The organism is Calothrix rhizosoleniae SC01 (genome assembly GCF_900185595.1).
Taxonomy (GTDB): domain Bacteria; phylum Cyanobacteriota; class Cyanobacteriia; order Cyanobacteriales; family Nostocaceae; genus Calothrix_A; species Calothrix_A rhizosoleniae.
Genome location: NZ_FYBH01000187.1, coordinates 16,241 through 37,252 on the forward strand (window position 1 = coordinate 16,241; position 21,012 = coordinate 37,252).

21 protein-coding genes and 1 pseudogene are annotated in these 21,012 nt (G+C 41.5%); 14 read left to right on the forward strand and 8 right to left on the reverse strand.

All coding sequences use genetic code 11. From position 1 onward, the window contains the following. Positions 1 to 112 precede the first annotated feature (112 nt). The 4 genes from CALSC_RS11625 to CALSC_RS11640 all read left to right on the forward strand — a co-directional run bounded on the left by CALSC_RS11625 (position 113) and on the right by CALSC_RS11640 (position 3,992). Entirely contained in the window at positions 113 to 1,033 is a 921-nt protein-coding gene (locus CALSC_RS11625) for an energy-coupling factor ABC transporter permease (protein ID WP_088241511.1), read from the forward strand. Then, complete coding sequence (locus tag CALSC_RS11630) at positions 1,026 to 1,691, forward strand: energy-coupling factor transporter transmembrane component T family protein (protein WP_088241512.1); 666 nt, start codon at positions 1,026 to 1,028, stop codon at positions 1,689 to 1,691. Before CALSC_RS11625 ends, CALSC_RS11630 begins: the two co-directional genes overlap by 8 nt. A gap of 105 nt (positions 1,692 to 1,796) precedes the next feature. Continuing rightward, positions 1,797 to 2,561 carry an energy-coupling factor ABC transporter ATP-binding protein gene (locus tag CALSC_RS11635; RefSeq protein WP_088241513.1) on the forward strand — a complete coding sequence of 255 codons (765 nt, stop codon included), beginning with the start codon at positions 1,797 to 1,799 and terminating at the stop codon, positions 2,559 to 2,561. Positions 2,562 to 2,669: 108 nt separating this feature from the next. Next, positions 2,670 to 3,992 carry an RNA-guided endonuclease InsQ/TnpB family protein gene (locus CALSC_RS11640; RefSeq protein WP_088241514.1) on the forward strand — a complete coding sequence of 441 codons (1,323 nt, stop codon included), beginning with the start codon at positions 2,670 to 2,672 and terminating at the stop codon, positions 3,990 to 3,992. 167 nt (positions 3,993 to 4,159) lie between these two features. On the opposite strand, the gene xisF is transcribed toward CALSC_RS11640, so the two are convergent. From xisF to nifB, 7 genes and pseudogenes are all read right to left on the reverse strand, one after another. Next, positions 4,160 to 5,569, reverse strand: coding sequence for a fdxN element excision recombinase XisF (gene xisF, locus CALSC_RS11645; protein WP_088241515.1), 1,410 nt, complete (start codon positions 5,567 to 5,569; stop codon positions 4,160 to 4,162). Positions 5,570 to 5,621: 52 nt separating this feature from the next. Then, a pseudogene (locus CALSC_RS11650) lies at positions 5,622 to 6,038 on the reverse strand (AAA family ATPase); the annotation flags it as partial. Positions 6,039 to 6,248: 210 nt separating this feature from the next. Next, a complete protein-coding gene (locus tag CALSC_RS11655; protein WP_088241517.1) occupies positions 6,249 to 6,602 on the reverse strand; it encodes a group I truncated hemoglobin in 354 nt (117 codons plus the stop codon). Positions 6,603 to 6,643: 41 nt separating this feature from the next. Beyond that, positions 6,644 to 7,543 carry a Fe-S cluster assembly protein NifU gene (gene nifU, locus CALSC_RS11660; RefSeq protein ID WP_088241518.1) on the reverse strand — a complete coding sequence of 300 codons (900 nt, stop codon included), beginning with the start codon at positions 7,541 to 7,543 and terminating at the stop codon, positions 6,644 to 6,646. A 152-nt stretch (positions 7,544 to 7,695) separates the two neighbouring features. Then, positions 7,696 to 8,904, reverse strand: a complete 1,209-nt coding sequence (gene nifS / locus CALSC_RS11665) for a cysteine desulfurase NifS (RefSeq protein ID WP_088241519.1) — start codon at positions 8,902 to 8,904, stop codon at positions 7,696 to 7,698. A 125-nt stretch (positions 8,905 to 9,029) separates the two neighbouring features. Beyond that, the gene (locus CALSC_RS11670; protein ID WP_088241520.1) at positions 9,030 to 9,383 is read right to left on the reverse strand and encodes a 4Fe-4S binding protein; all 354 of its coding nucleotides are present in this window, start codon (positions 9,381 to 9,383) and stop codon (positions 9,030 to 9,032) included. A 275-nt stretch (positions 9,384 to 9,658) separates the two neighbouring features. Further along, positions 9,659 to 11,104, reverse strand: a complete 1,446-nt coding sequence (nifB, locus tag CALSC_RS11675) for a nitrogenase cofactor biosynthesis protein NifB (protein ID WP_088241521.1) — start codon at positions 11,102 to 11,104, stop codon at positions 9,659 to 9,661. Positions 11,105 to 12,074: 970 nt separating this feature from the next. Here nifB and CALSC_RS11680 point away from each other — a divergent pair. The 9 genes from CALSC_RS11680 to CALSC_RS11715 all read left to right on the forward strand — a co-directional run bounded on the left by CALSC_RS11680 (position 12,075) and on the right by CALSC_RS11715 (position 18,505). Beyond that, complete coding sequence (locus CALSC_RS11680) at positions 12,075 to 12,845, forward strand: pentapeptide repeat-containing protein (protein ID WP_088241522.1); 771 nt, start codon at positions 12,075 to 12,077, stop codon at positions 12,843 to 12,845. A gap of 130 nt (positions 12,846 to 12,975) precedes the next feature. Then, positions 12,976 to 14,103 (forward strand): VWA domain-containing protein, encoded by a 1,128-nt coding sequence (locus CALSC_RS11685; protein WP_088241523.1) that lies wholly within the window; start codon positions 12,976 to 12,978, stop codon positions 14,101 to 14,103. A 37-nt stretch (positions 14,104 to 14,140) separates the two neighbouring features. Next, on the forward strand, positions 14,141 to 14,389 hold the full coding sequence (locus CALSC_RS11690; protein WP_235006765.1) for a type II toxin-antitoxin system Phd/YefM family antitoxin: 249 nt from the start codon (positions 14,141 to 14,143) through the stop codon (positions 14,387 to 14,389). Beyond that, positions 14,386 to 14,667 carry a Txe/YoeB family addiction module toxin gene (locus CALSC_RS11695; protein ID WP_088241525.1) on the forward strand — a complete coding sequence of 94 codons (282 nt, stop codon included), beginning with the start codon at positions 14,386 to 14,388 and terminating at the stop codon, positions 14,665 to 14,667. Before CALSC_RS11690 ends, CALSC_RS11695 begins: the two co-directional genes overlap by 4 nt. Next, on the forward strand, positions 14,649 to 14,795 hold the full coding sequence (locus CALSC_RS26430) for a hypothetical protein (RefSeq protein ID WP_159460605.1): 147 nt from the start codon (positions 14,649 to 14,651) through the stop codon (positions 14,793 to 14,795). Before CALSC_RS11695 ends, CALSC_RS26430 begins: the two co-directional genes overlap by 19 nt. 148 nt (positions 14,796 to 14,943) lie before the next feature. Further along, positions 14,944 to 15,693, forward strand: a complete 750-nt coding sequence (locus CALSC_RS11700; RefSeq protein ID WP_088241526.1) for a sucrose-phosphate phosphatase — start codon at positions 14,944 to 14,946, stop codon at positions 15,691 to 15,693. Continuing rightward, positions 15,690 to 16,328: a Holliday junction branch migration protein RuvA gene (gene ruvA, locus CALSC_RS11705; protein WP_088241527.1), complete on the forward strand. Its 639-nt coding sequence runs from the start codon at positions 15,690 to 15,692 to the stop codon at positions 16,326 to 16,328. The genes CALSC_RS11700 and ruvA overlap by 4 nt, the downstream gene beginning before the upstream one ends. A gap of 107 nt (positions 16,329 to 16,435) precedes the next feature. Beyond that, positions 16,436 to 17,599 carry an 8-amino-7-oxononanoate synthase gene (gene bioF, locus CALSC_RS11710; protein WP_088241528.1) on the forward strand — a complete coding sequence of 388 codons (1,164 nt, stop codon included), beginning with the start codon at positions 16,436 to 16,438 and terminating at the stop codon, positions 17,597 to 17,599. A gap of 129 nt (positions 17,600 to 17,728) precedes the next feature. Next, entirely contained in the window at positions 17,729 to 18,505 is a 777-nt protein-coding gene (locus tag CALSC_RS11715; protein WP_235006766.1) for a PEP-CTERM sorting domain-containing protein, read from the forward strand. Positions 18,506 to 18,778: 273 nt separating this feature from the next. Here CALSC_RS11715 and CALSC_RS11720 read toward each other — a convergent pair whose 3' ends face one another. Continuing rightward, positions 18,779 to 19,870 (reverse strand): saccharopine dehydrogenase family protein, encoded by a 1,092-nt coding sequence (locus tag CALSC_RS11720; protein WP_088241529.1) that lies wholly within the window; start codon positions 19,868 to 19,870, stop codon positions 18,779 to 18,781. 47 nt (positions 19,871 to 19,917) lie between these two features. Here CALSC_RS11720 and CALSC_RS11725 point away from each other — a divergent pair, with 47 nt between their 5' ends. Beyond that, entirely contained in the window at positions 19,918 to 20,751 is an 834-nt protein-coding gene (locus CALSC_RS11725) for a class I SAM-dependent methyltransferase (protein ID WP_088241530.1), read from the forward strand. Positions 20,752 to 21,012: the final 261 nt, after the last annotated feature.

The window sequence follows — 21,012 nt, forward strand, 5'->3', positions numbered from 1 at the left end:
CTAGTAGAACATTGTAAAATTAGTAAAGTTTTTGTTTTTCATTAGTATGGAAACGTAATTATATTTTTCAGGTAAATAGGTAATTAGATACAACAAAAATGGAGGCGAACGAATGCATATTCCAGATAGCTTTGTTTCTGTACCAGTGGCAATATCCACTAGTGTAGTTAGTGTAGCAGCCCTGACAGTTTCCTTGAAGCGATCGCAAACAAATTTAGGTACCCGTCATGCCCCAATTTTGGGTTTAACTACCGCTTTTATTTTTGCAGCGCAAATGATTAATTTCCCAGTGGCTGGAGGTACTAGCGGTCACCTCTCGGGAGGAGCTTTAGCCGCAATTATTTTGGGTAGTCCTTGGGCAGGGACGTTATGTATCGCTACAGTGTTAATTATTCAGGCGGTGTTATTTGCTGATGGTGGAATTACCGCCTTGGGAGCAAATATTTTGAACCTGGCAGTAATTGGGGTCTGGGTAGGATGGTTGTTAACCCAAACTTTACAGAGATTATTTGGCGGTTCTAGGGCGCGTTTACCTTTGGCTGCAGGGATTGCAGCAGGTGTGAGTATAGTTGTAGCTGCGATCGCTTGTGCCATTGAATTGGCGATTTCAGGAACTGCATCTCTGGTGGTTTTACCAACTATGGCAGGGGTACATATTCTGATTGGGTTAGGGGAAGGCTTAATTACAGGTGGTGTAATTGCTTACTTGGCTAATGCCAGACCAGATTTATTACCAGGTGGGCAGCAGCAATTCCGTGGTTGGCTGACACCAATTGTGACTATTTTCCTGATTGCTGGAGTCTTATCCTTAGGGGCATCAGCATGGCCCGATGGCTTAGAAAAAGTGGCTGGGGATTTAGGATTTCTCAATTTAGCCGAAAATGTGAGGTTAGCTGTGCCAACTCCTTTAGCTGACTATGAAATTCAGGGTTTAGGTTCCATCGGTACAAGTATCGCCGGATTAATTGGAGCGGCATTTTGTTTTATAGTTGCATTTGGTTTAGCAAAGGTGGTGAAACCAAAAAATGCCTAAACTTTCCCTACCATTACGCTTGCACTTATCCTTAATCGTAGTTGTGGGAGCAGCTTTATTAAGGTATCATGCCTGGTTATATTTGGGTATGTATGCAGCGATCGCTCTAATATGGGCTACCATATTGCAAGTTTCAATTGGTAACTTGACCAAATTATTAGGGGTAGAATTAATTTTTCTGGCATTCCTAGCATTACCAATGGGATGGGAAAAAGCCAGTTTTTTATTGATGCGTTCCCTAATTTGTTTGGTAGTGATGAATAGTTTTGTATTGACATTACCCCCCCATAGTTTTGGTATTGCCCTCAAGAGTTTACCTTTACCAGTACCCTTCAAAGAAATTTTATTGTTAGCAGGGCAATATATAGAAATATTAGTGAGTGAAGTACAACGGATGCAGCGAGCTGCACAACTCAGGGGTTTAGGGGGAACCGCAGGTTGGTTGCGTTATGCTAGTGCTGCCATGATTGGTAGTCTTTATTTACGCAGCCTGAATCGAGCCGAAAGGGTATATGCAGCAATGGTTGTGCGGGGTTATCAGGGCAGTTTACCTATAGATTCCCCATTCAAAACCCCAGATTATCTAGCTATTTTAGGAGTAGGTGCTTGTGCTATGAGCATTACCATTGCTTCCTATCTCCAAGTATTAAATCCCTAGTGCCCCTATTTTGGATTTTGGATTTTAGATTGACCCCATCTTTACCATTGATGGGAAATAGTAGGTTTATTTCTGCCGAGTTGTACTAGTTTTGAGTGTTGTATTTTGAAATCTCTAACATCTAACCCGCAACTTCTAGGGGAGAAGCCCCAAACTAATGTAATTACAGTTGAAAACTTAACCTATGCATATCCCCATCAGAAGCCTGTATTACACGACATTTCCTTTACTCTTAATCCGGGCTCCCGTGTTGGCTTGATGGGAGCAACTGGTTCTGGTAAAAGTACCTTGCTGGAAAATATTATTGGCTTAAAACAAGCCCAACAAGGAAAAATTTGGATTCATGGTATTTTATTGGAACCCAAAACATTACCACAACTGAGAAGACATATTGGTTTTGGTTTTCAAGATGCTAATGATCAACTATTTATGCCTACTGTCTTAGAAGATATTACTTTTGGACCTCGTAATTATGGTATTTCTCCAGCAGTAGCAATAGATAAAGCGCGACAGTTATTAGTTGATTTTGGTTTAGAAGCCTATGCTCAACGTTCCGTACATGAACTTTCTGGAGGACAAAGGCGATTAGCGGCTCTAGCTGCTATTTTAGCCCTAGAACCCGATCTGCTCATATTAGACGAACCAACTACCGGACTCGATCCAGCATGGCGACGCACATTAGCCCAAATATTATTACGATTGCCCACACAAGCAATGTTAATTGCATCCCATGATTTGTTGTGGTTGGGTAAGGTTACTCAACGAGCCTTAGTTCTCACCGGAGGTTCGATTCAAATAGATACAGATATGCGATCGCTATTGCAAGACTCCCAGACATTGGAACAAGTGGGTTTACCCATAGATTGGTGAGTGAAATAAGTAAATTTTAACTGATTTCGCGTAATTCCCCATGCTTCTATAAGCTGGGGATGTAAGCGAGCCAAATCAGTCAAGCAACTGAAAAGGGGGTGATTACTGATGGCGTTACGTAGAGGAACTTTCAAGCTATATCCGACCAAGAAAGTGAATGCAGTATTGCATTATCACCGGAAGCTGCATAAAGACCTATATAATGCCGCAGTATCTAACAGAATTACTTCTTACAAGAAGTTTGGTAAAACGGTGTCTTACTTTGAACAACAGAACTGCTTACCTGACTTCAAAGATGTTTGGACAGAATATAAAGTCATCAATTCTCAAGCATTACAGGCAACTTTGAAACGTGTTGACTTTGCTTTTCAACGCTTTTTCAAAGGACTTGGAGCATATCCTAAATTTAAATCGATTAGACATTATTCAGGATGGACTTACCCATCATTCACAGGTTGGAAAGTTCATAGCAATGGGGATAATGGTTACTTGGAATTAGCCAAAATCGGTCAAATTCAGATGCGTGGCAAAGCTAGACTTTGGGGACACCCTAAAGCTTTAGATATTGTTCATCGTCATGGTGAATGGTATGCTTCCATAATTTTAGAAATTGATGATACTTTACTAAAAAATAGCCGTCCTTCGGAGAATGGCACGATTGCGATTGATTTAGGTTGCAATGACGCTATTGCCTGGACTAATGGCGAAGAAAATGGATTGGTTCGCGCGCCTCGATTCTTGAGGTCATCTGAACAAAAAAATAAACAATTAGGTAAAGCAAAGCGTCGTAAACGCGCACCTAATTTCAAAAAGAAAATAAAAGCTTCTAGAAGGTGGAAAAAAACTCAGAATCAGGTAAGCAAGTTGAATCGAAAAGTTGCTAACCAACGTCAGGATTTTGTTCACCAGGAAACTACACGGATAATTAGCGGTAACAGCACGGTAGTAACCGAAAAACTAGAAGTCAAAAAGATGAGTGCCAAAGCTAAGAAAGGCAAACGGAAAAGACAGAAAACTGGTCTAAATAAATCAATTCTTGATGTAGGGATGGGTATGATAAAAGATGCCCTAAAAGCTAAATTATCAGATATTGATGGTCTGTTTGTAGAAGTTCCTACTCGTAAAGTCAAGCCATCACAAACTTGCCCTAAATGCAGACATCAAGAAAAGAAAACTTTAGACCAAAGAACCCACGTTTGTAACAACTGTGGATATACTCAACAGCGTGATATCGCCTCAGCAGAAGTCATGCTGCTTTGGTACTCAAATAATCTACAGGGGTTAGGAACTAACCTCTTAGACGTAGATGATTCTAGCTCTATTTCACCTACTCGTAAAACTGCGGGAACCATGAAGCAACTAGGTCGTGTGAAACGTCAAAAACCTCAACTTACTGATGGGGATGTAGAAACCCCATCTTCAACGAAGTAAGATGGGGTAGTTCATATGGTTTTCCACGAACAGAAATTTCTGCACAAAGAACTAACCTAAGAACAACCGGATCGACGCAGAACAATGACAATTTCTAAAAAAGTGGCAGATATCTTGTGGACAGCAGCAGAGAGATACTTAGCTTCTCTATCAGAAGAGGAACGAAATCAAATTTTGAGTCGTGCAGCGAAGGATTGGGATCGATCCGCCACGGAACAGACCACTTCCTCAACTAATTCGTGAAAGATAGCAGTTAACTCTTCTCTGGTAACTACCTCCCAAAATCCCTGAATCATAGCAATGCCACGCAAAACTTCGGTTCTGCTGGCATCTGCTACTACATTTAACTCTGAAGTTTTGATTAAATTTTCTAATTTTTGTTCTTTTATTGTTATCGTACTGTCAAAATCGGGGTCGTTTAGTTGCTTCAATTTCAGAATTTGCTGTTGCAACTCTAATATCTCAGCTGGTACGACTTCTGTATTTTCGACGGGCATATTATTGGCTATACTTTCAGCCTTTGTCTTTAACGCTTGAATTGCTGCATCAATAGCATTTTCTAGGCGAAAATAGGTGCGTACGTCACATTTTTTTACTTGACGTGGTTTTGGGTAGGCACCTGGACACTTTAAATGTTCGTAGGTTTTGCCTTTAATTTTTGTCGATCGCTTTTCCATTGTTGCACCACACTTTGCACATTTACATAAACCCACCAACGGATTTGTAATGTACCTCCGTCTACCACGGGGATGGGTAGATAAAATTTGGGCTATGTGTTGGTGTTGAGCGATGGATATAATCCCTTCATGGTTTGACTGTAGGATTAATTTTTTTTGGGAGTCGAATGGATAATAACAAATCATGCCACATAATAGGGGGTTTTCTAGCCATCGACGGAATGAAGATACATCTCTGGGAAAATCTTCAAATTTATACTTACCAAATCGCTCTAGCCCATATTTCTCAGTTAGTCTTCTAATGGTTTGAGATAATTCCCCGGACTCAATGAACATTTCCACACATTCACGAGCCACATCTACATAGGTTTTATCTGTATTTCTATATTGCTTTGTATTGGGAATAACACTATCACCGTTTTTAATAAAACCGAATATTGCTTGGTAAATTTTCCTCTGCTCTTGAAAATATCGATGTCCTTGGATGGCGTTATATCTATTTTTGTCTCGCACCTGTGCAGACATAGCAGCTAATATTCTACTGGTAAATAAACCCTCTGGAGTATCCAAATCCAAACTTCCACCGTCGAGAAATATCAACTCAACCCCAAATTTCTGTAATTCTTCCCGTGCAACTTCCCAACCTAAAGCCGATCGCGTGAATCGATCAAAACAAGGTACGATGATCTTATCAACTTGACCCGATCGCACCAATTCTAAAACTTGGTTATATCCTTGGCGCTTCTCGCTAGCACCGGATTCTATGTCCCAATGTATTTGCTCTTCAGTCAACCCATATTGCTTTAATCGTTCAATGTAACGCTCCAACCCATGACCCTCTGTATGCTGTCTTTGAGTGGAAACCCGGCAATAACCCAATGCTCTTGATAAATCTCGCATTACAAGGTGCAAAAAGATGATTTACCTAATAATATCAGATTTAGCGGTAGTTAGCGAAACCGCCACATACAACGTCACCTAATACGTCATAAGATACGAAATCCAAGTCTTGGTAAGCACCGTTTTCTTCCAAGAAGTTAATGGAGGTGATAATACCACGACCAGCACAACCAACACCAGGTTCTGGACCACCAGATTCAACGCAACGTACGCCACGGAAACCGGTTAACATTACTTCTTCGAGTTCTAAGTCTTCAACTGCACCACGTTCTGCTGCTAAGTGCAGCACAGTGGTTTGAGCCTTAGAGTGAAGCATTAAACGAGTAGAGTCAGCTTTGGGGTCACAACCCACAATCATAATGCGCTGACCCATTTCTGCCATAGCAGCCAGGGTATTTTGAGAGGTGGTAGACTTACCAATACCGCCCTTACCGTAGAATGCTATTTGTCTAATGTTCTCGTCGGTCATGATTAATGATTCTCCTGCAATTAGTTTGGTTGGTGGGTCTTTGAAGTTTGTGTGAGTCGTCACCCCTGTCGAATTACAGTAGTGACCGGATTGTAGAACTACGCCGGTGGCGCTCGTTCTACAGCCAAAAGAAGGTCAGGTGTTAACATCAATTACCTCGTTAACTTGTTGGTGGTTTGTGTTAGGAACTAATAACCTAACAATAGATATTTACTTGTTTAAAATAGCGCCCTTTAACTTAGATACACGCTCAATTGCTGCTTTTGCGTCTTCTGCGGATACTCCAGCACCAGTCATAGCATCAGTTAAATGCTTAGCGATCGCATCGAAGTGTGATTGTTGTAAGCTCATACCTGTGTGGGTTTTGTCCATGGGACGACCAGCATAAGCCTTAGGACCATCCAAGAGTTGAGAGAAGAAAGCAACTTGATGACCGCGTTGCTTGTTCATATCAGTCTTAGCGAAAAAGCCACTGATGCTACTGTCTGCCAAAATAAGTTGGTGAAAATTATCGACGACTTTTTCAATAGTGGGTTGTCCGCCAATTTTCTCGAACAGTGTCATATCTTTAGGTCCTGTGAAGCGAGTTGTGTAGTGTTCCAGTACTAAACCAATGGTCCAACGGCTTCAACTACAAGGTCTTGGCTGATACGCTCTTTGAGTCTGGCTTCAATGGCTATCTTCAGGGTTGCTGTGCTGCTAGAACAAGAGCCACAAGCTCCTTGCAATAGAACTTTTACGCGATTACCTTCTACATCGTAAAGTTCCACGTCTCCACCGTCAGCAATCAGAACGGGTCTGACTTCCTCATCTAGTACTTTTTGAATGAGTGCTATTCTCTGCACTGTGGTCAGTGGTTTTGCAGGGGACTGACCACCATTAGTCTTTGTAGAAGAAGTGAATACAGGCGTAGATGCTTGTTTAACTTCAGCAATGATATCATCAATACTGGCTAAACAGGAACCGCATCCGCCACCAGCTTTGACATAATTTGTTACTTCTTCTGCGGTATTGAGGTTATTTTCCAGAACTATCCGGCGAATTTTATTGTCACTGATGCCGAAGCAAGTACAAATTAAAGCACCTTCGTCATCATCTTCGTGGGTTTCTGGTTTAATCCCTCTATAATTAAATATAGCAGCTTCCAGTGCTTCTTGTCCCATAACTGAGCAATGAATTTTGGCTTCTGGTAGTCCACCTAAATAATCGGCAATGTCCTTATTGTTGACATCAAGTGCCTCATCTAAGGTTTTACCCTTAATGATTTCTACCAAAGCCTCTGATGAAGCGATCGCACTGGTGCAGCCAAAGGTTTGAAAACGAGCATCAACAATTTTATCAGCATCTACATCTACTTTGAGGTGGAGCCTAAGAGCATCTCCGCAAGCAATACTACCTACCTCTCCGGTGGAAATTTTGATTCCTGGTTCGCCCTTATCTTCCAATACCCCTTGATTTTTAGGATCGTAGAAGAGTTCCAATACTTTATCTGTATAGTCCCACATGACAGAATTTTAAATTTTAGATGTTGGATTTGGATTTTGGATTGGGGGAGTGATGGAGGGAAGGAGTGAGGGAGTGATGGAGGGAAAGAATTAAACCATCAACTATCAACTATCAACCATCAACTATCAACCATCAACTCCCAACTCTCGAATTAGCGATGAGCAAGTACTTGCTCTTGTTCTTGTAACCAACCTGCTTCATCGCTCTTAAAGGGTGAAAGGGCACGCAGGCGTTCTACAATACCGGGCATAACTTCTATCACTGCATCGATTTCAGCTTCCCTGGTATAACGACACAAACTAAAACGAATAGAACCATGTAAGGTGGTGTAAGGTAAACCCATTGCTCGTAAAACATGGGAAGGTTCTAAAGAACCAGAACTACAAGCAGAGCCGGATGATGCACAAATACCCTTTTGATTCAGCATTAACAGAATTGCTTCACCTTCAATGTACTTGAAGCCAATGTTAGTGGTGTTAGGCAATCTCTGCGTTATGTCGCCGTTGACTTCACAGTCGGGGATTGTAGCGAGTAGGGCTTGTTCTAGGCGATCGCGCATTCTTTTTTCTCTGGCTGTTGCTTCTTCCAAGTGCAACAATTCCAACTCAGCAGCTTTACCTAAAGCAATTACCCCCGGAACATTCTCCGTTCCCCCACGACGACCCCGTTGCTGTCCTCCACCAATTATCATGGGACGAAATCTCACACCCCGACGCACGTACAATGCACCTATGCCTTTGGGAGCATGAATCTTATGACCAGACATGGTTAAAATATCAATCTTACTGGTCTGCATATTCATGGGGATTTTACCCACTGCTTGCACTGCATCCACATGGAAGAGAGCGCCTTTATCTTTAACTCGCAACCCAATTTCTTCGATCGGGAACACCGTACCGGTTTCGTTATTGGCATACATAATGGATACCAAAGCCGTATTACCAGTTAAAGAGGCTTCTAACTCGTCTAAATCCAACTGTCCCTGGCGATTGACTGATAAATAAGTGACGGTATAGCCTTGTTTTTCTAACTGTTTGCACAGAGTTAATACTGCTGGGTGTTCTACCTGGGTGGTAACAATGTGGCGTTTATCGGGTTGTGCTAATAGTGCGGCGCGAATTGCAGCATTATCTCCTTCCGTACCACCACTGGTAAAAACGATTTCTGATTCATTTGCACCCAGCAGAGCCCCTACTTGTTTTCTGGCTTCCAGAACAGCTTTACCAACTTGACCACCGAAGGTATGCATACTGGAGGGATTACCATAATACTCTGTCAAGTAAGGTAACATTGCCTCTACCACTTGTGGGTCAACCTTAGTGGTAGCATTATTGTCGAGATAAATACAGTTATTGTGCATTACTTTTAGATTTGAGGTAACAAGAGTTGAAGAGTTGAAGAATGAAAATGGAGTAGTATATTAGAGCAATTTTTTCTGTAGCTTGCTTTTGTCAATTATGCAACTCCTTTCAGTTCTTGCTTCTCTCATGATTCCACTCCCCATACTCGACACTGGCGCTCTTGTAACTGTTCGGAGAATTTCTGAGAATATAAATTAAACCAGTTCTCCCAATAATCTTGTTTATTTGTAAGCTTTGCTAGTACATGGTTATAAGCATCAAACCAACTTTCCCAATAATCTGTAGACTGTTTAACGCAACCATTACAGGTAGGGCAACCAGCTTGACATTGAGGTACCGTATAAAGACTACCCACACAGTTTGTGCATAAATTGGCATCTATCCAGAGGCTGTTATCAACTACCTTGATGGCACCAGTGGGACACGCGGACTGACAAAGATTGCAGGAAATACACTCACTGGTAATCTTATAAGTCATGACTATCCTCCTTGTGAAGTTTGCGATCGAGGATTGGTAATGAGTGGTGGGGTGAGAGAGTGGGGGAGTGAGAGAGTGGGGGAGTGAGAGAGTGATGGAGTGATGGAGTGATGGAGTGATGGAGTCACATGATACCTGAATGAGCGAATTTAGAATTATTTTTCTGCATTCTGCATTCTTCATCAGTAATCCTTCCCTCTTTCACTCTTTCCCTCTTTCCTTCTTTCACTCCTTCCCTCTTTCACTCTTTCCCTCCTTCACTCCTTCTCTCCTCCTTACTGTTCCTTACTCCATTGTTGGTAAAACTCTAAAGCAACCTTCTCAATCGCGTCATAAGCTTCAACAGTTTGGATACCCGCTTCATGCAATTGCTCTTTGGGACATTCCCCAATTTTGGCAACTAACACTGCTGTACAATCACTAAGTGCTTTAATGATGTTGTCGAGAGTTGCATCTTCTCCATATCCACCTTGGCAATAGTGGTCAATCTTACGATGGGCGATAAACTGGGCTGTGTTACCGTCAACTTCGTAAATTTGGAATTCCTTGGCATGACCAAAGTGTTGGTTAACTAAGCCACTACCTTTGGTAGCAACTGCAACCAGGAGTTTTTCACCACTTAGTGTTAGGTTAGTATCTTTAGTTAGCTCTTTTGCTGCTTCGAGTTCTTTGCGGAACTTTTCGATGCCTGCGTGAACTTCTTGGCGTTTGGCAGCATCGTATTCTGGAGTCATTTCCAAGAAATTTTCTTTGCTAAATTCTTGGCTCCGATCCTCACCTAATAATCCTACCGCATCTGCCCGACATTGACGACAGTGGCGCATCATTTTCATGTTACCAGCACATTTATCTTGTACTGCCTTCAATTCTGCGGTGGTTGGTCCACGCTGACCAGTCAATCCAAAGTGGGTACCATGCTCCGGTGCGCTAATTAGGGGCATGATATTGTGGATGAATGCACCTCGTTCACGGATGGCTTTGTTGACTTCAGGTAAATGATGATCATTAATACCTGGAATCAAAACGGAGTTAACTTTACATAGTATATCCGCATCTCTGAGGGCTTCTAATCCTGCCATTTGCTTCTCATGCAGAATTTTCACCCCTTCGATACCCCGGTAGCGTTTGCGCTTGTAGTGTACCCAAGGATAGATTTTTGCCCCAATTTCTGGATCCACCATATTAATGGTGATGGTAACGTGGTCAATATTTAGTTCCTTAATGCGATCAACATATTCAGGCAACATCAAACCATTAGTTGACAGACAAAGCTTAATATCAGGTGCTTGCTCTGCAATCAACTCAAAGGTACGGAAGGTTTTTTCTGGATTCGCTAATGGATCTCCAGGACCTGCAATTCCCAATACTGTCATTTGGGGAATCTTGCCTGCAACTACTAAAACTTTCTTTGCTGCTTCTTCTGGTGTTAATAATTCGCTAACTACTCCTGGACGACTTTCGTTAGCACAGTCATATTTTCGATTACAATAGTTGCATTGGATGTTACAAGCAGGCGCTACCGCAACGTGCATCCTGGCGTAGTGATGATGAGCTTCCTCACTATAACAAGGATGGTTAGCAATCCTTGCTTGTATTTTCTCATCCATTTCCACGGTGGCGCTGTCGTCGCTGTTGCAACCGCCGCAACCACCTGATTGAGCCTGGGCTACTTGAGATTCCGTGACTTCTGAGGTGACGATTCCTTTAACGGGTGGTGTCATTGAATTTAGCAAGGGTCGGTGGGCTGACTGCCACTGTGGAAGATGAACAATTTTAGATTTTAGGTTTTGGATCTTAGATCCCATCCAAAATCCAAAATTCAAAATCTAAAACTCCTTGACCCAGGAATTAAAGCCGCGTCTTGTACCCACTTTAATACTCAGTTAATCTCAACTCATAATAGATAGGCTGGTGTGGCAACCTTTGAGAGTCTGTGATTTTGTATGAGTACAAAGTGCGACTTCTATATCCAAGGGCATGGTGCTATCTCATCTCTCCACTCACTAATTGCTCTGTTGTTGTTAGTGCTCTTAGTGATTGGCGATATAAGTTTTATATCAGGCCCTTGACAAATATTAATATATGTGAGTCGGATAATATTTATTGAATTTATTAAAAATGTACTCACAGCTTGCAAGGCTTATCAATTAAGAATTTATTTTTTTTTAAGGGTTGGGGTACTAGTATTTTGTGGTGGGGGTACTAGAATTGAGAGTCTAGGGTACATGTATTGCCAATAATACACTAAAACTTAACTGTGGTGGGGGTTTGATAAAAATCTTAACCTATATTTGAGTACTATAATCGCCACTCAGGCACGGGATTAACGCGCCCAAAATCTGAATCAATGCAGTTGTGTTTGGGGAAATATAAAGAGAGTTATGGATGACTACTCCATATATTAGGGACATTCAATTCTGTATCCAACATATCACTTGATTTTTGAAAAAAAGTGTAATTTATGTTTTTTAAGTTTTGGTACGCTGATCACCCATCCTAAGCTAACTATTGTTCATCTGAGTTGATTATAGCATAAAGATGAGAATAATTTGCAAAAAGCATCGCGGATTTATATTGATCGAAGGATGACACGGATGATTTATCTCCCTGTGCGAGAAAGGTAGTTCCAATAATAATGATGTATCAGTTGTATCTAGGTTAAAGTTGACTAAAGATATTTTGATATCAGTTATGAAGAAGCAAATTTTAGCTCTATTTACAGTGTTAGGTTCCCTCAGTTTTTGCCAAGTAGCACAAGCTGCAAATGCTGACCATGTCAGGCAATTGTTAGCTACTAAGGAGTGCGAAAGGTGTGACCTGAGTGGAGCCGGTTTAGTTATGGCTGATTTATCAGGAGCAAATTTGCGTGATGCTAATATTACGGGTGCTAATCTTAGCCGTGCAAACTTAAGTGGAGCAAATTTAAGCAGAGCAAATTTAAGTGCCAGTAGTTTATTTGGTGTTAATTTAAGTGGAGCCAATCTCCAGGGAGCCAATTTAACTAGTTCTGATTTGAGAAATACATATTTAGTTAACGCACAATTAACTGATACTAATTTGACTGGGGCTAACTTGGAAGGAGCAACTGGGATTCCCCTACAAATAGTCAAACCAGAAGAATTTTATGCTTTAGGAGTATCAGCAGCAGAAAAGGGCATTCAACAACAGGCTATTGATTATTTTAATCAAGCGATTGCTCTAAAGCCGGAGTATGCTAATGCTTACTTAGCAAGGGGTGTGGTTCGATATCAACTATTTGATAGTGCAGGTGCTTTAAAGGATATGCAAATAGCAGAGAAGCTGTTTGCGTCTCAAAGTAATAATACTGGATTGCAAACAGCACAAGCTTTTATCTTAGAATTGCAGACACCTCACACCAGAAAGGTAAGTCGGGGTAAACCTAATTTTGCCAATTTTGTGAGTGGGGTTAGTTCCCTACTTTTAAATCTATTTGCATTTTAAAAATTTTTATCAGCAAAGGCAGTCCCAATGAAAAAATTTCACCATCAAAGATGAAAATACCTCTTCCCTACTCCCCACTCCCTACTCCCCACTCCCTATTTTCAAGTCAGTCCTGGATGACAATAAGATTATGAGCGAACAATTTGAGATAGAACGCCTACGTCGTTGGCGATTGATTTTAGGTGATAAAGAAGCTGATGGTACTGGTTGTAAATTGAGTGGTGCTGATTTATGTATCGATAATGCCTTAAGTGCATTGTATGATGGCAAACGTTCTGGTGGCTTAGGTAGTTCTTCACCTAAGGTTGCTCGATGGTTGGGTGATATCCGTAGCTATTTCCCTTCATCTGTAGTTCAAGTAATGCAGCAAGATGCTCTAGAACGTCTGAATTTACGACAGATGTTACTAGAACCGGAAATGCTCGCCCAGGTAGAGCCAGATGTACATTTAGTGGGTAATCTGCTGTCTTTAAGTACTGTAATGCCAGAAAAAACTAAAGATACGGCTCGCCAAGTAGTGCGTCGTGTAGTAGAAGACTTACAGCGCAAATTAGCAAATCCCACCCGTCAAGCTATTTTGGGTAGCCTCAACCGCGCCGCTCACAACCGTCGTCCTCGCCACAATGAAATTGACTGGCATCGTACTATTCGCGCCAATCTCAAACATTATCAACCAGAATACCGCACAATTATCCCTGAAGTGCGTATTGGTTATGGACGAAAAAGGAGTCATTTAAAACATATTATTTTATGCATAGACCAAAGTGGCTCTATGGCAACTTCTGTAGTTTATGCTGGTATTTTTGGCGCAGTATTAGCATCATTACCTGCGGTGAAAACTAAGATAGTAGCATTTGACACAGCAGTAGTAGATTTAACAGATTTATCTTCAGATCCAGTAGATTTACTGTTTGGGACTCAATTAGGAGGAGGAACAGATATCAATCGGGCACTAACTTATTGTCAAGGGTTTATTTCACAGCCTCAAGACACCATATTCGTATTAATTAGCGATTTGTACGAAGGTGGTAATCGTCAGGAAATGTTGAAGCGAGTTGGAGGAATGGTTGTTTCTGGGGTGCAGTTTATTGCTTTGTTAGCATTGAATGATGATGGCGCACCAATGTATGATCACAGGATAGCCGAAGCATTAGCTGGTTTTGGTATTCCTGCATTTGCTTGTAGTCCTGATAAGTTCCCCGATTTGATGGCTGCGGCTATTTCTCATCGGGATTTGGGAGAATGGATTAGGGAATGAAGTCTTTGCTAGAGTAAATTTATAGTCAAACAAAAAAATGATTATGTCTTCCCTTCCCGTAAATGATGCTCAAAATAATTTACAAAAGCTAATTGACCAAGTAGCAGAGGAAGGTAAACCAATTATAATTCAAGGCGATCGCGGTAATGCAATACTGCTTGCAGAAAAAGATTGGTCTGCAATTCAGGAAACTCTTTATCTGTTATCTATCCCTGGAATGGGAGAATCTATTAAAGAAGGATTAGATACTTCTATTGAAGATTGCGATCAGGATTTGGATTGGTGAGTCAAGAAGAAGAGACTAATTGGCAGTTAGTTTACACAAAGCAAGCACAAAAAGATGCAAAGAAGTTAGCTTCCAGTAATTTGAAGGATAAAGCAGAAGAATTGCTTGCCGTTCTTGCAGACAATCCCTTTCAAAATCCTCCTCCCTATGAAAAGTTAGTGGGTGATTTACAGGGTGCTTATTCTCGAAGAATAAATATACAGCATCGATTGGTTTATGAGGTAATTGAATCCGAGCAAGTAGTAAAGATAATTAGGATGTGGACGCATTACGAGTAAGTTATAGCAATCACACTATAGCAGAATCATTTGCTGGTTTTGGTATTCCTGCATTTGCTTATAGTCCCGATAAATTTCCCTATTTGATGGCTGCGGCTATTGCTTGTAGGGATTTGGAAAAGTTTTGAAGTGTCAGTTTTGTTGGGTTTCGTTTCACTGCACCCAAGAACTATGTAGTGGTGGAATGCCGATCGCGAAAGAAAGACAGAACAGTGATAATTACCCCAACAATGGTAATCTTAATTTTTATTCAAGTTGTTCAGGGCAATAAAAATTATGAAACCATTTATGTTTGTCACAGATTTGGACAATACCTTTGTGGGAAATGATGAAGCTTTGGTAGAACTAAGCCAAAAATTAAGTCAACACCGCCAAGAATATGGAACTAAAATTGTATATGCTACTGGGCGATCGCGCTTTCTCTACCAACAACTAAAAGCAGAAAAAAATCTTTTAGATCCGGATGCATTGGTAGTTGCTGTGGGAACTGAAATATATCTCAACGATAGTAAAATGCCTGATTCCCATTGGTCAGAAAAACTTTCTGGGGGATGGAACAAAGAAGTGGTATTATCTACAACTGCTGATTTCCCCGAGTTGGTTCCTCAACCAGACTCAGAACAAGGTGCTTTTAAGGTGAGTTTTTACCTGAAAGAAGCCTATTCAGCAGAGGTTTTACCCCAACTAAAATCAAAATTGAATACAGCAGGGTTAGACATAAAGTTAATTTATAGTAGCGGTATAGACCTTGACATTGTACCAATTTCCAGCGATAAAGGTCAGGCAATGCAGTTTCTGCGCCACAAATGGAATTTTGTCGCAGAACAAACGGTGGCTTGCGGTGATTCTGGTAATGATATTGCTTTATTTACCGCAGGCGAGGAAAGGGGAATTATTGTCGGAAATGCCCGTCCAGAATTACTGACATGGCACTATGACAATCCTGCGGAGCATCGCTATCTAGCAAAAGATGTTTGTGCGGGTGGTATTCTCGAAGGTTTAAAGTATTTTGGGCTGATGGAATGATTAGTTATCTCAAAGGTATAGTTGCTGGTATTCAAAACCATAGTGGTAATCGCCATATTTTGACTTTAGAAGTCAATGGTATGGGTTATGATTTGCAAATTTCCGGCAGAATGACGCAGCAGTTACCCAGTTCTGGGGGGGAAATTCAAGTTTTCACCCATTACCAAATTCGGGATGAGGTTCCGTTCCTCTACGGTTTTAGTTCCCCAGCTGATCGGGATTTATTCCGCTATTTAATCAGTGTTAGTGGTATTGGGGCTGCTTTGGCAATCGCATTGTTGGATACCCTGGAATTACCGGAATTGGTGCAGTCAATTGTCACTGGTAATGTGCAATTATTAATCCAAGCTCCCGGTGTGGGGAAGAAAACCGCCGAGCGTATTTGTTTGGAGTTAAAGAGTAAGTTAATTGAATGGCGCAAAAGTGCTGGCTTTTTTGTGGCTACCGATGGCCCCGCCCCTGGTATTTTGGAAGAAGTACAAATGACTTTGCTGGCTTTGGGATATACTGCCCATGAGGTGAGTCATGCCCTCCATTATGTCAGTGAAGAAATTGGACTGCCTAAAGATGCTTTTGTGGAAGAGTGGATTAAACAAGCGATCGCTCATCTTAGCAGTAGTGAAGTTAGCCAGTAAATCAGTTAGCCTCCTTCGGAGGAGCTGCGCTAACAGTTATCAGTTATCTTCCCTCTTTCACTCCTTCCCTCTTTCGCTCCTTCTTTCACTTCCTCACTCCTCTGCAAATGCCTAATCCCTATGCTTGGCTAGAACAATCCCTAGAAACTATTCACCGTGCTGACTGGTATCGTTCGGTGAAAACTATCCAAAGTAGTCCCGGTGCTACGGTTATCCTGGATGGGCAGAATGTGATTAATTTCGCTAGCAATGATTACTTGGGGTTAGCAGGGGATAAGCGGCTAATTGAGGCGGCTACAAGGGCAATTAGGGAATTTGGTACTGGTAGTACTGGTTCTAGATTACTCAGTGGACACAGGGAATTACACGGTGAATTAGAACAAGCGATCGCATCTCTCAAACAAACGGAGGATGCTGTCATATTTAGTTCTGGTTATTTGGCAAACCTGGGTGCAATTACTGCCTTAGTTGGTAAGCGAGATTTAATTTTATCTGACCAATACAATCATTCTAGCTTGAAGAATGGCGCAATCCTTAGCGGTGCCACAATTATTGAATATCCCCACAACGATACGGAAACTGTAAGCAGGGAGTTACAACAAATAAGAAATAACTACCGACGCTGTTTAATTCTTACTGATGCTGTGTTTAGTATGGATGGAGATTTGTGTCCCTTACCAGCACTATTAAGTATAGGGGAAGAATTTAGTTGTATGGTGCTGGTTGATGAAGCTCATAGTACTGCAGTATTAGGGGAGGGGGGTACAGGTTGTGTAGAGCATTTCGGCTGTACAGGAAAACAACTAATTCAGATGGGAACCTTAAGTAAAGCCTTGGGTAGTTTGGGGGGGTATGTAGCGGGAACTCAAGCCTTGATAGATTTTCTCCGCAATCGTGCTCCTAGTTGGATTTATACCACAGCATTGCCACCAGGGGATACAGCAGCAGCTCTGGCTGCCATTGAAATAGTACAGCAAGAACCCCAACGCCGCAATCAATTATGGGAAAATGTGGCTTATTTGAAACAGTTAGTCCAACAAGAGTTACCCAATTTGAAATTATTACCTTCAGAGTCTCCTATTATTTGTTTTCAGTTAGCAAATGCAGGGGAAGCTGTGCAGGTAGGGAAACAATTGATCTCTGGGGGGATTTTTGCTCCAGCCATTCGTCCACCCACAGTTCCTACTAGTCGCATCCGGATATCTCTGATGGCTACTCACCAAAAGGTGCATATTGAAAAATTGGTGAAAGTTTTGGTTGATATTCTGTAGGATAAAAATTACCAGAAGTGCAGCGAGAGAGTGAAAGCCCTTGAGAAAGAGCAACACAGTTGCGTGTTTCGTTCTTTAGACAGGGGATGAAACCCGATACGGTGGGATTTATCCCACAGTCCCCACAGGGTGAGCGAAAAAAATGTGGGATGTGTGGGGGGTGCTTTGACTCACCCCACCCGGATTTATATCTGGGTGACAGCTAAAAAAAAGCCTTCGCGACGCGGTTTTAACCCGTCCCGTAGTATCCTTTTAGAATCCCCTCGCCTTCAGGCAGAGGAGCAGTCAAGAATGGCTTTTATGAAAAATCTAATTATGCAAATTGCCACAGTTGCGTTTGCTACATCTGGGTTGGTGTTCGGGACAATACAAACTGCGGAGGCTCTAACGTGGAGTTGGAGTTATTCTGGTGATCAAATAGAAGCAAGTGGAACTTTCATTACCAACAATACCCCTGATGAGTTGGGATTTTATCTGATTACTGACATTACTGGTACGCGAAATGGTGAAACAATTACTGGTTTACAAACTACCGGGACTTCCATACCAGGAAATGAACCTTTTGAGGTTGAAAATTTAATTAGTCTGAATAATCAACAATTAACAGGTGATGGTTTTGGTTATTCCACTTCCGGGGGAAACTTTATTAATGTATTTTTTGCCGATTTTTTAGATCCACCAGGTTATTTCGAGGTTTTTTCTGCACCTCCAATAATACCAGGTTTTGAAAATTTAGGAGCAGAAGATAGTGAGTTACCCATTAGTTTTTCTCCAAGCCCGGTTCCTGAACTCACTAACAATCTCAGTCTATTCACTCTAGGAATTGTAGGTGTAGTTTCAACCCTCAAGCTCAAAATTAAAATCTCCAAATCTACAGAAAAAGACTGTATTTTGGAAAAAGCGTGATTTATAAGCCAATACGTTTCAGTTAAGAACAATGGTATGATTGACTCCAAATCCTTATTCTCATACCAATTCAAATAATGTTTGCAACATATAAATTATTCGTAAGGGCACGGCACCACTAAGATACTTTTATATATTGAAAGATTGTGGATGTTCCCTACCTATCTGTCCCATTCTTTTTTAAAAATGGTATCACGTTATTTATCAATTTCTCTAACTTCAAAAAACATGGGCGAACCATGCGTTATTACTTATTACTTATTACTTCTCTTTCTAGTGCCATTCCTGTTGCAGAGTAATTCCACGACTTTCCATAGTTTGTCCAAACAAGTCTGTTGTTAATGATGCTTCTACAGGTGCAACACCTGGTTTTTTCAGTTTACCCTCAAGTATTAATTGGGCAACACTACCAGTTCCACAGCCAGCAGCGATCGCAGTATTTTCATGGACTAAGTTAGAACTATAAATACCTTGCTGTCCATCTTTGATTCCCGTAACTTCTACACGCATAGCTATACCAATACCACTAAATTTATCAGTAATATCAGTCATCAAGTGGCTAATGTAAGATAGAAATTCTATCCCTTGGGGATTACGTATCCATGATTTAGGAAATATATTGGCAGTTATCCAAGTCAAGCGATTGTAAATATCGGGGACTGAGCCAAATTTGGTAATTACACTTTTGAGATTGGGGAAAACAAGAGGTAGAGTGAATGTCTCGGGTACATCGTACCAATAGACTCCACACTGTCCATAGGGAGCAGGAAAAGTTATATTTTCCCTGACTGTATATGGTTCAATTAACTGCCATTTACCATCTATCCAAGCTGTAAAAGAATTTTGCAGACCCAAAAAAGTTGTTCGCATTACCGTTACTCCAGCACCACCGGAGCCAGCCACAACATAACTCAAGTGTAGGGTTTCGGCAGTATCAAATTTTTCTATGCACTGCCGCGCCATACTGTTGGAAATACCAGGGAAAACGCCGGTGCTGATAATTGCTGTTACTCCTGCATCGACAGCTTGCTGATCATATTTTAAGGCTTTGCTGATGTAAGAGCGTTGGTCGCAAACATCAATATAATTAACACCCTGTTGAATACAGAATTGTAATACATCGGTGCTGCGATAATCAAAAGGGCCTGCACAGTGAATCACAAGATGGGCAGATGCGATCGCTTGTCGTAATTTTTCTGTATCTGCTAAGTCCAAAGCCAGATATTGTATGGAGTCATTGTCAATTTGTTGGTAGGGGGTGCGTCCGGTTACAATAATTTCTGCCTGGGTGTGGGTAGCAATATCACGGGCTACACTACCCCCAATCCGTCCCCTACCACCGAGAATCAAAACTTTGTCTTTCATCATCTAATGGTAGATTGAGGTAAGTTTACAGAGAATAGTGAGTGAGTATGAGCCAAGGTAGTAATGTATGCAATGATTTTAAAGAATTTGAATATCAGGGATGGCAACAATCAGCTGAACAATATCATACATCTTTTGGCAAACTCACCAGCCAAACTATTGAGCCTCTCTTGGATGCCGTGGAGGCAAAAGAGGGGAAAAAACTACTTGATATTGCCACCGGACCAGGTTATGTTGCAGCAGTTGCCCAATCGCGACAATGTCGGGTTACAGCCTTAGATTTTTCCGAAGCAATGTTGCATAAAGCTCGGCAAATTCATCCTCAGATAGAATTTGTGTCCGGTGATGCCGAATCTTTGCCCTTTGACGACTGTCAATTTGATGTGGCGGTAATGAATTTTGGGATCTTACATTTAGCTAACCCAGAAGCAGCAATTGCTGAAGCCTTTCGCGTCCTCAAGCCCCAAGGCAAATTTGCTTTTACTTCCTGGGATTTACCAGAAAATTCGACTGCTTTTCAGATTATGATGGATGCCATTAAAACCCATGGGCAAGCAGAGGTTTCCCTTCCCGAAGGGCCGGCTTTTTTCCACTTTAGCAATCCCAATACCAGCATCAAAACCTTACAAAGTGTGGGATTTGCCAATCCCCAAGTGCAAACAATTTATTTGAAATGGGAACTAGAAAACCCAGAAGAGCTATTTACCGCTTTTTATCGAGGTACAGCTAGGACAGGGGGTTTACTACGCTCTCAAACTCCCCAATCCTTAGAAGCTATCCGAATAGCTGTAAACAATGCAACATTGGCATACAAACAAAATGATCAACTGATTATACCCATGGCAGCTATGGTGAACTCAGCCCAAAAACCCACAAATTGATACTGCAAACTATAGCAATGGACAATTAGTTAGGACAGTATTGTTCGACTCAACAAGGACTGTCATCGAAGAGGCAGGGGAGCAGGGAGCAGGGAGCAGGGGAGAAACCCCATGAGCGACTGCGGAGGGCTTAAAATAGCGATGCAGCGCGCAGAAAGGGAGTTTCCTCCATGAGCGACTGCATCAAGAAAGGAATTATTGAGAAAGAGTGCTTATGCATCGCGGCACAATTATTTCTAATTTTTCCACAAATAAATTTCT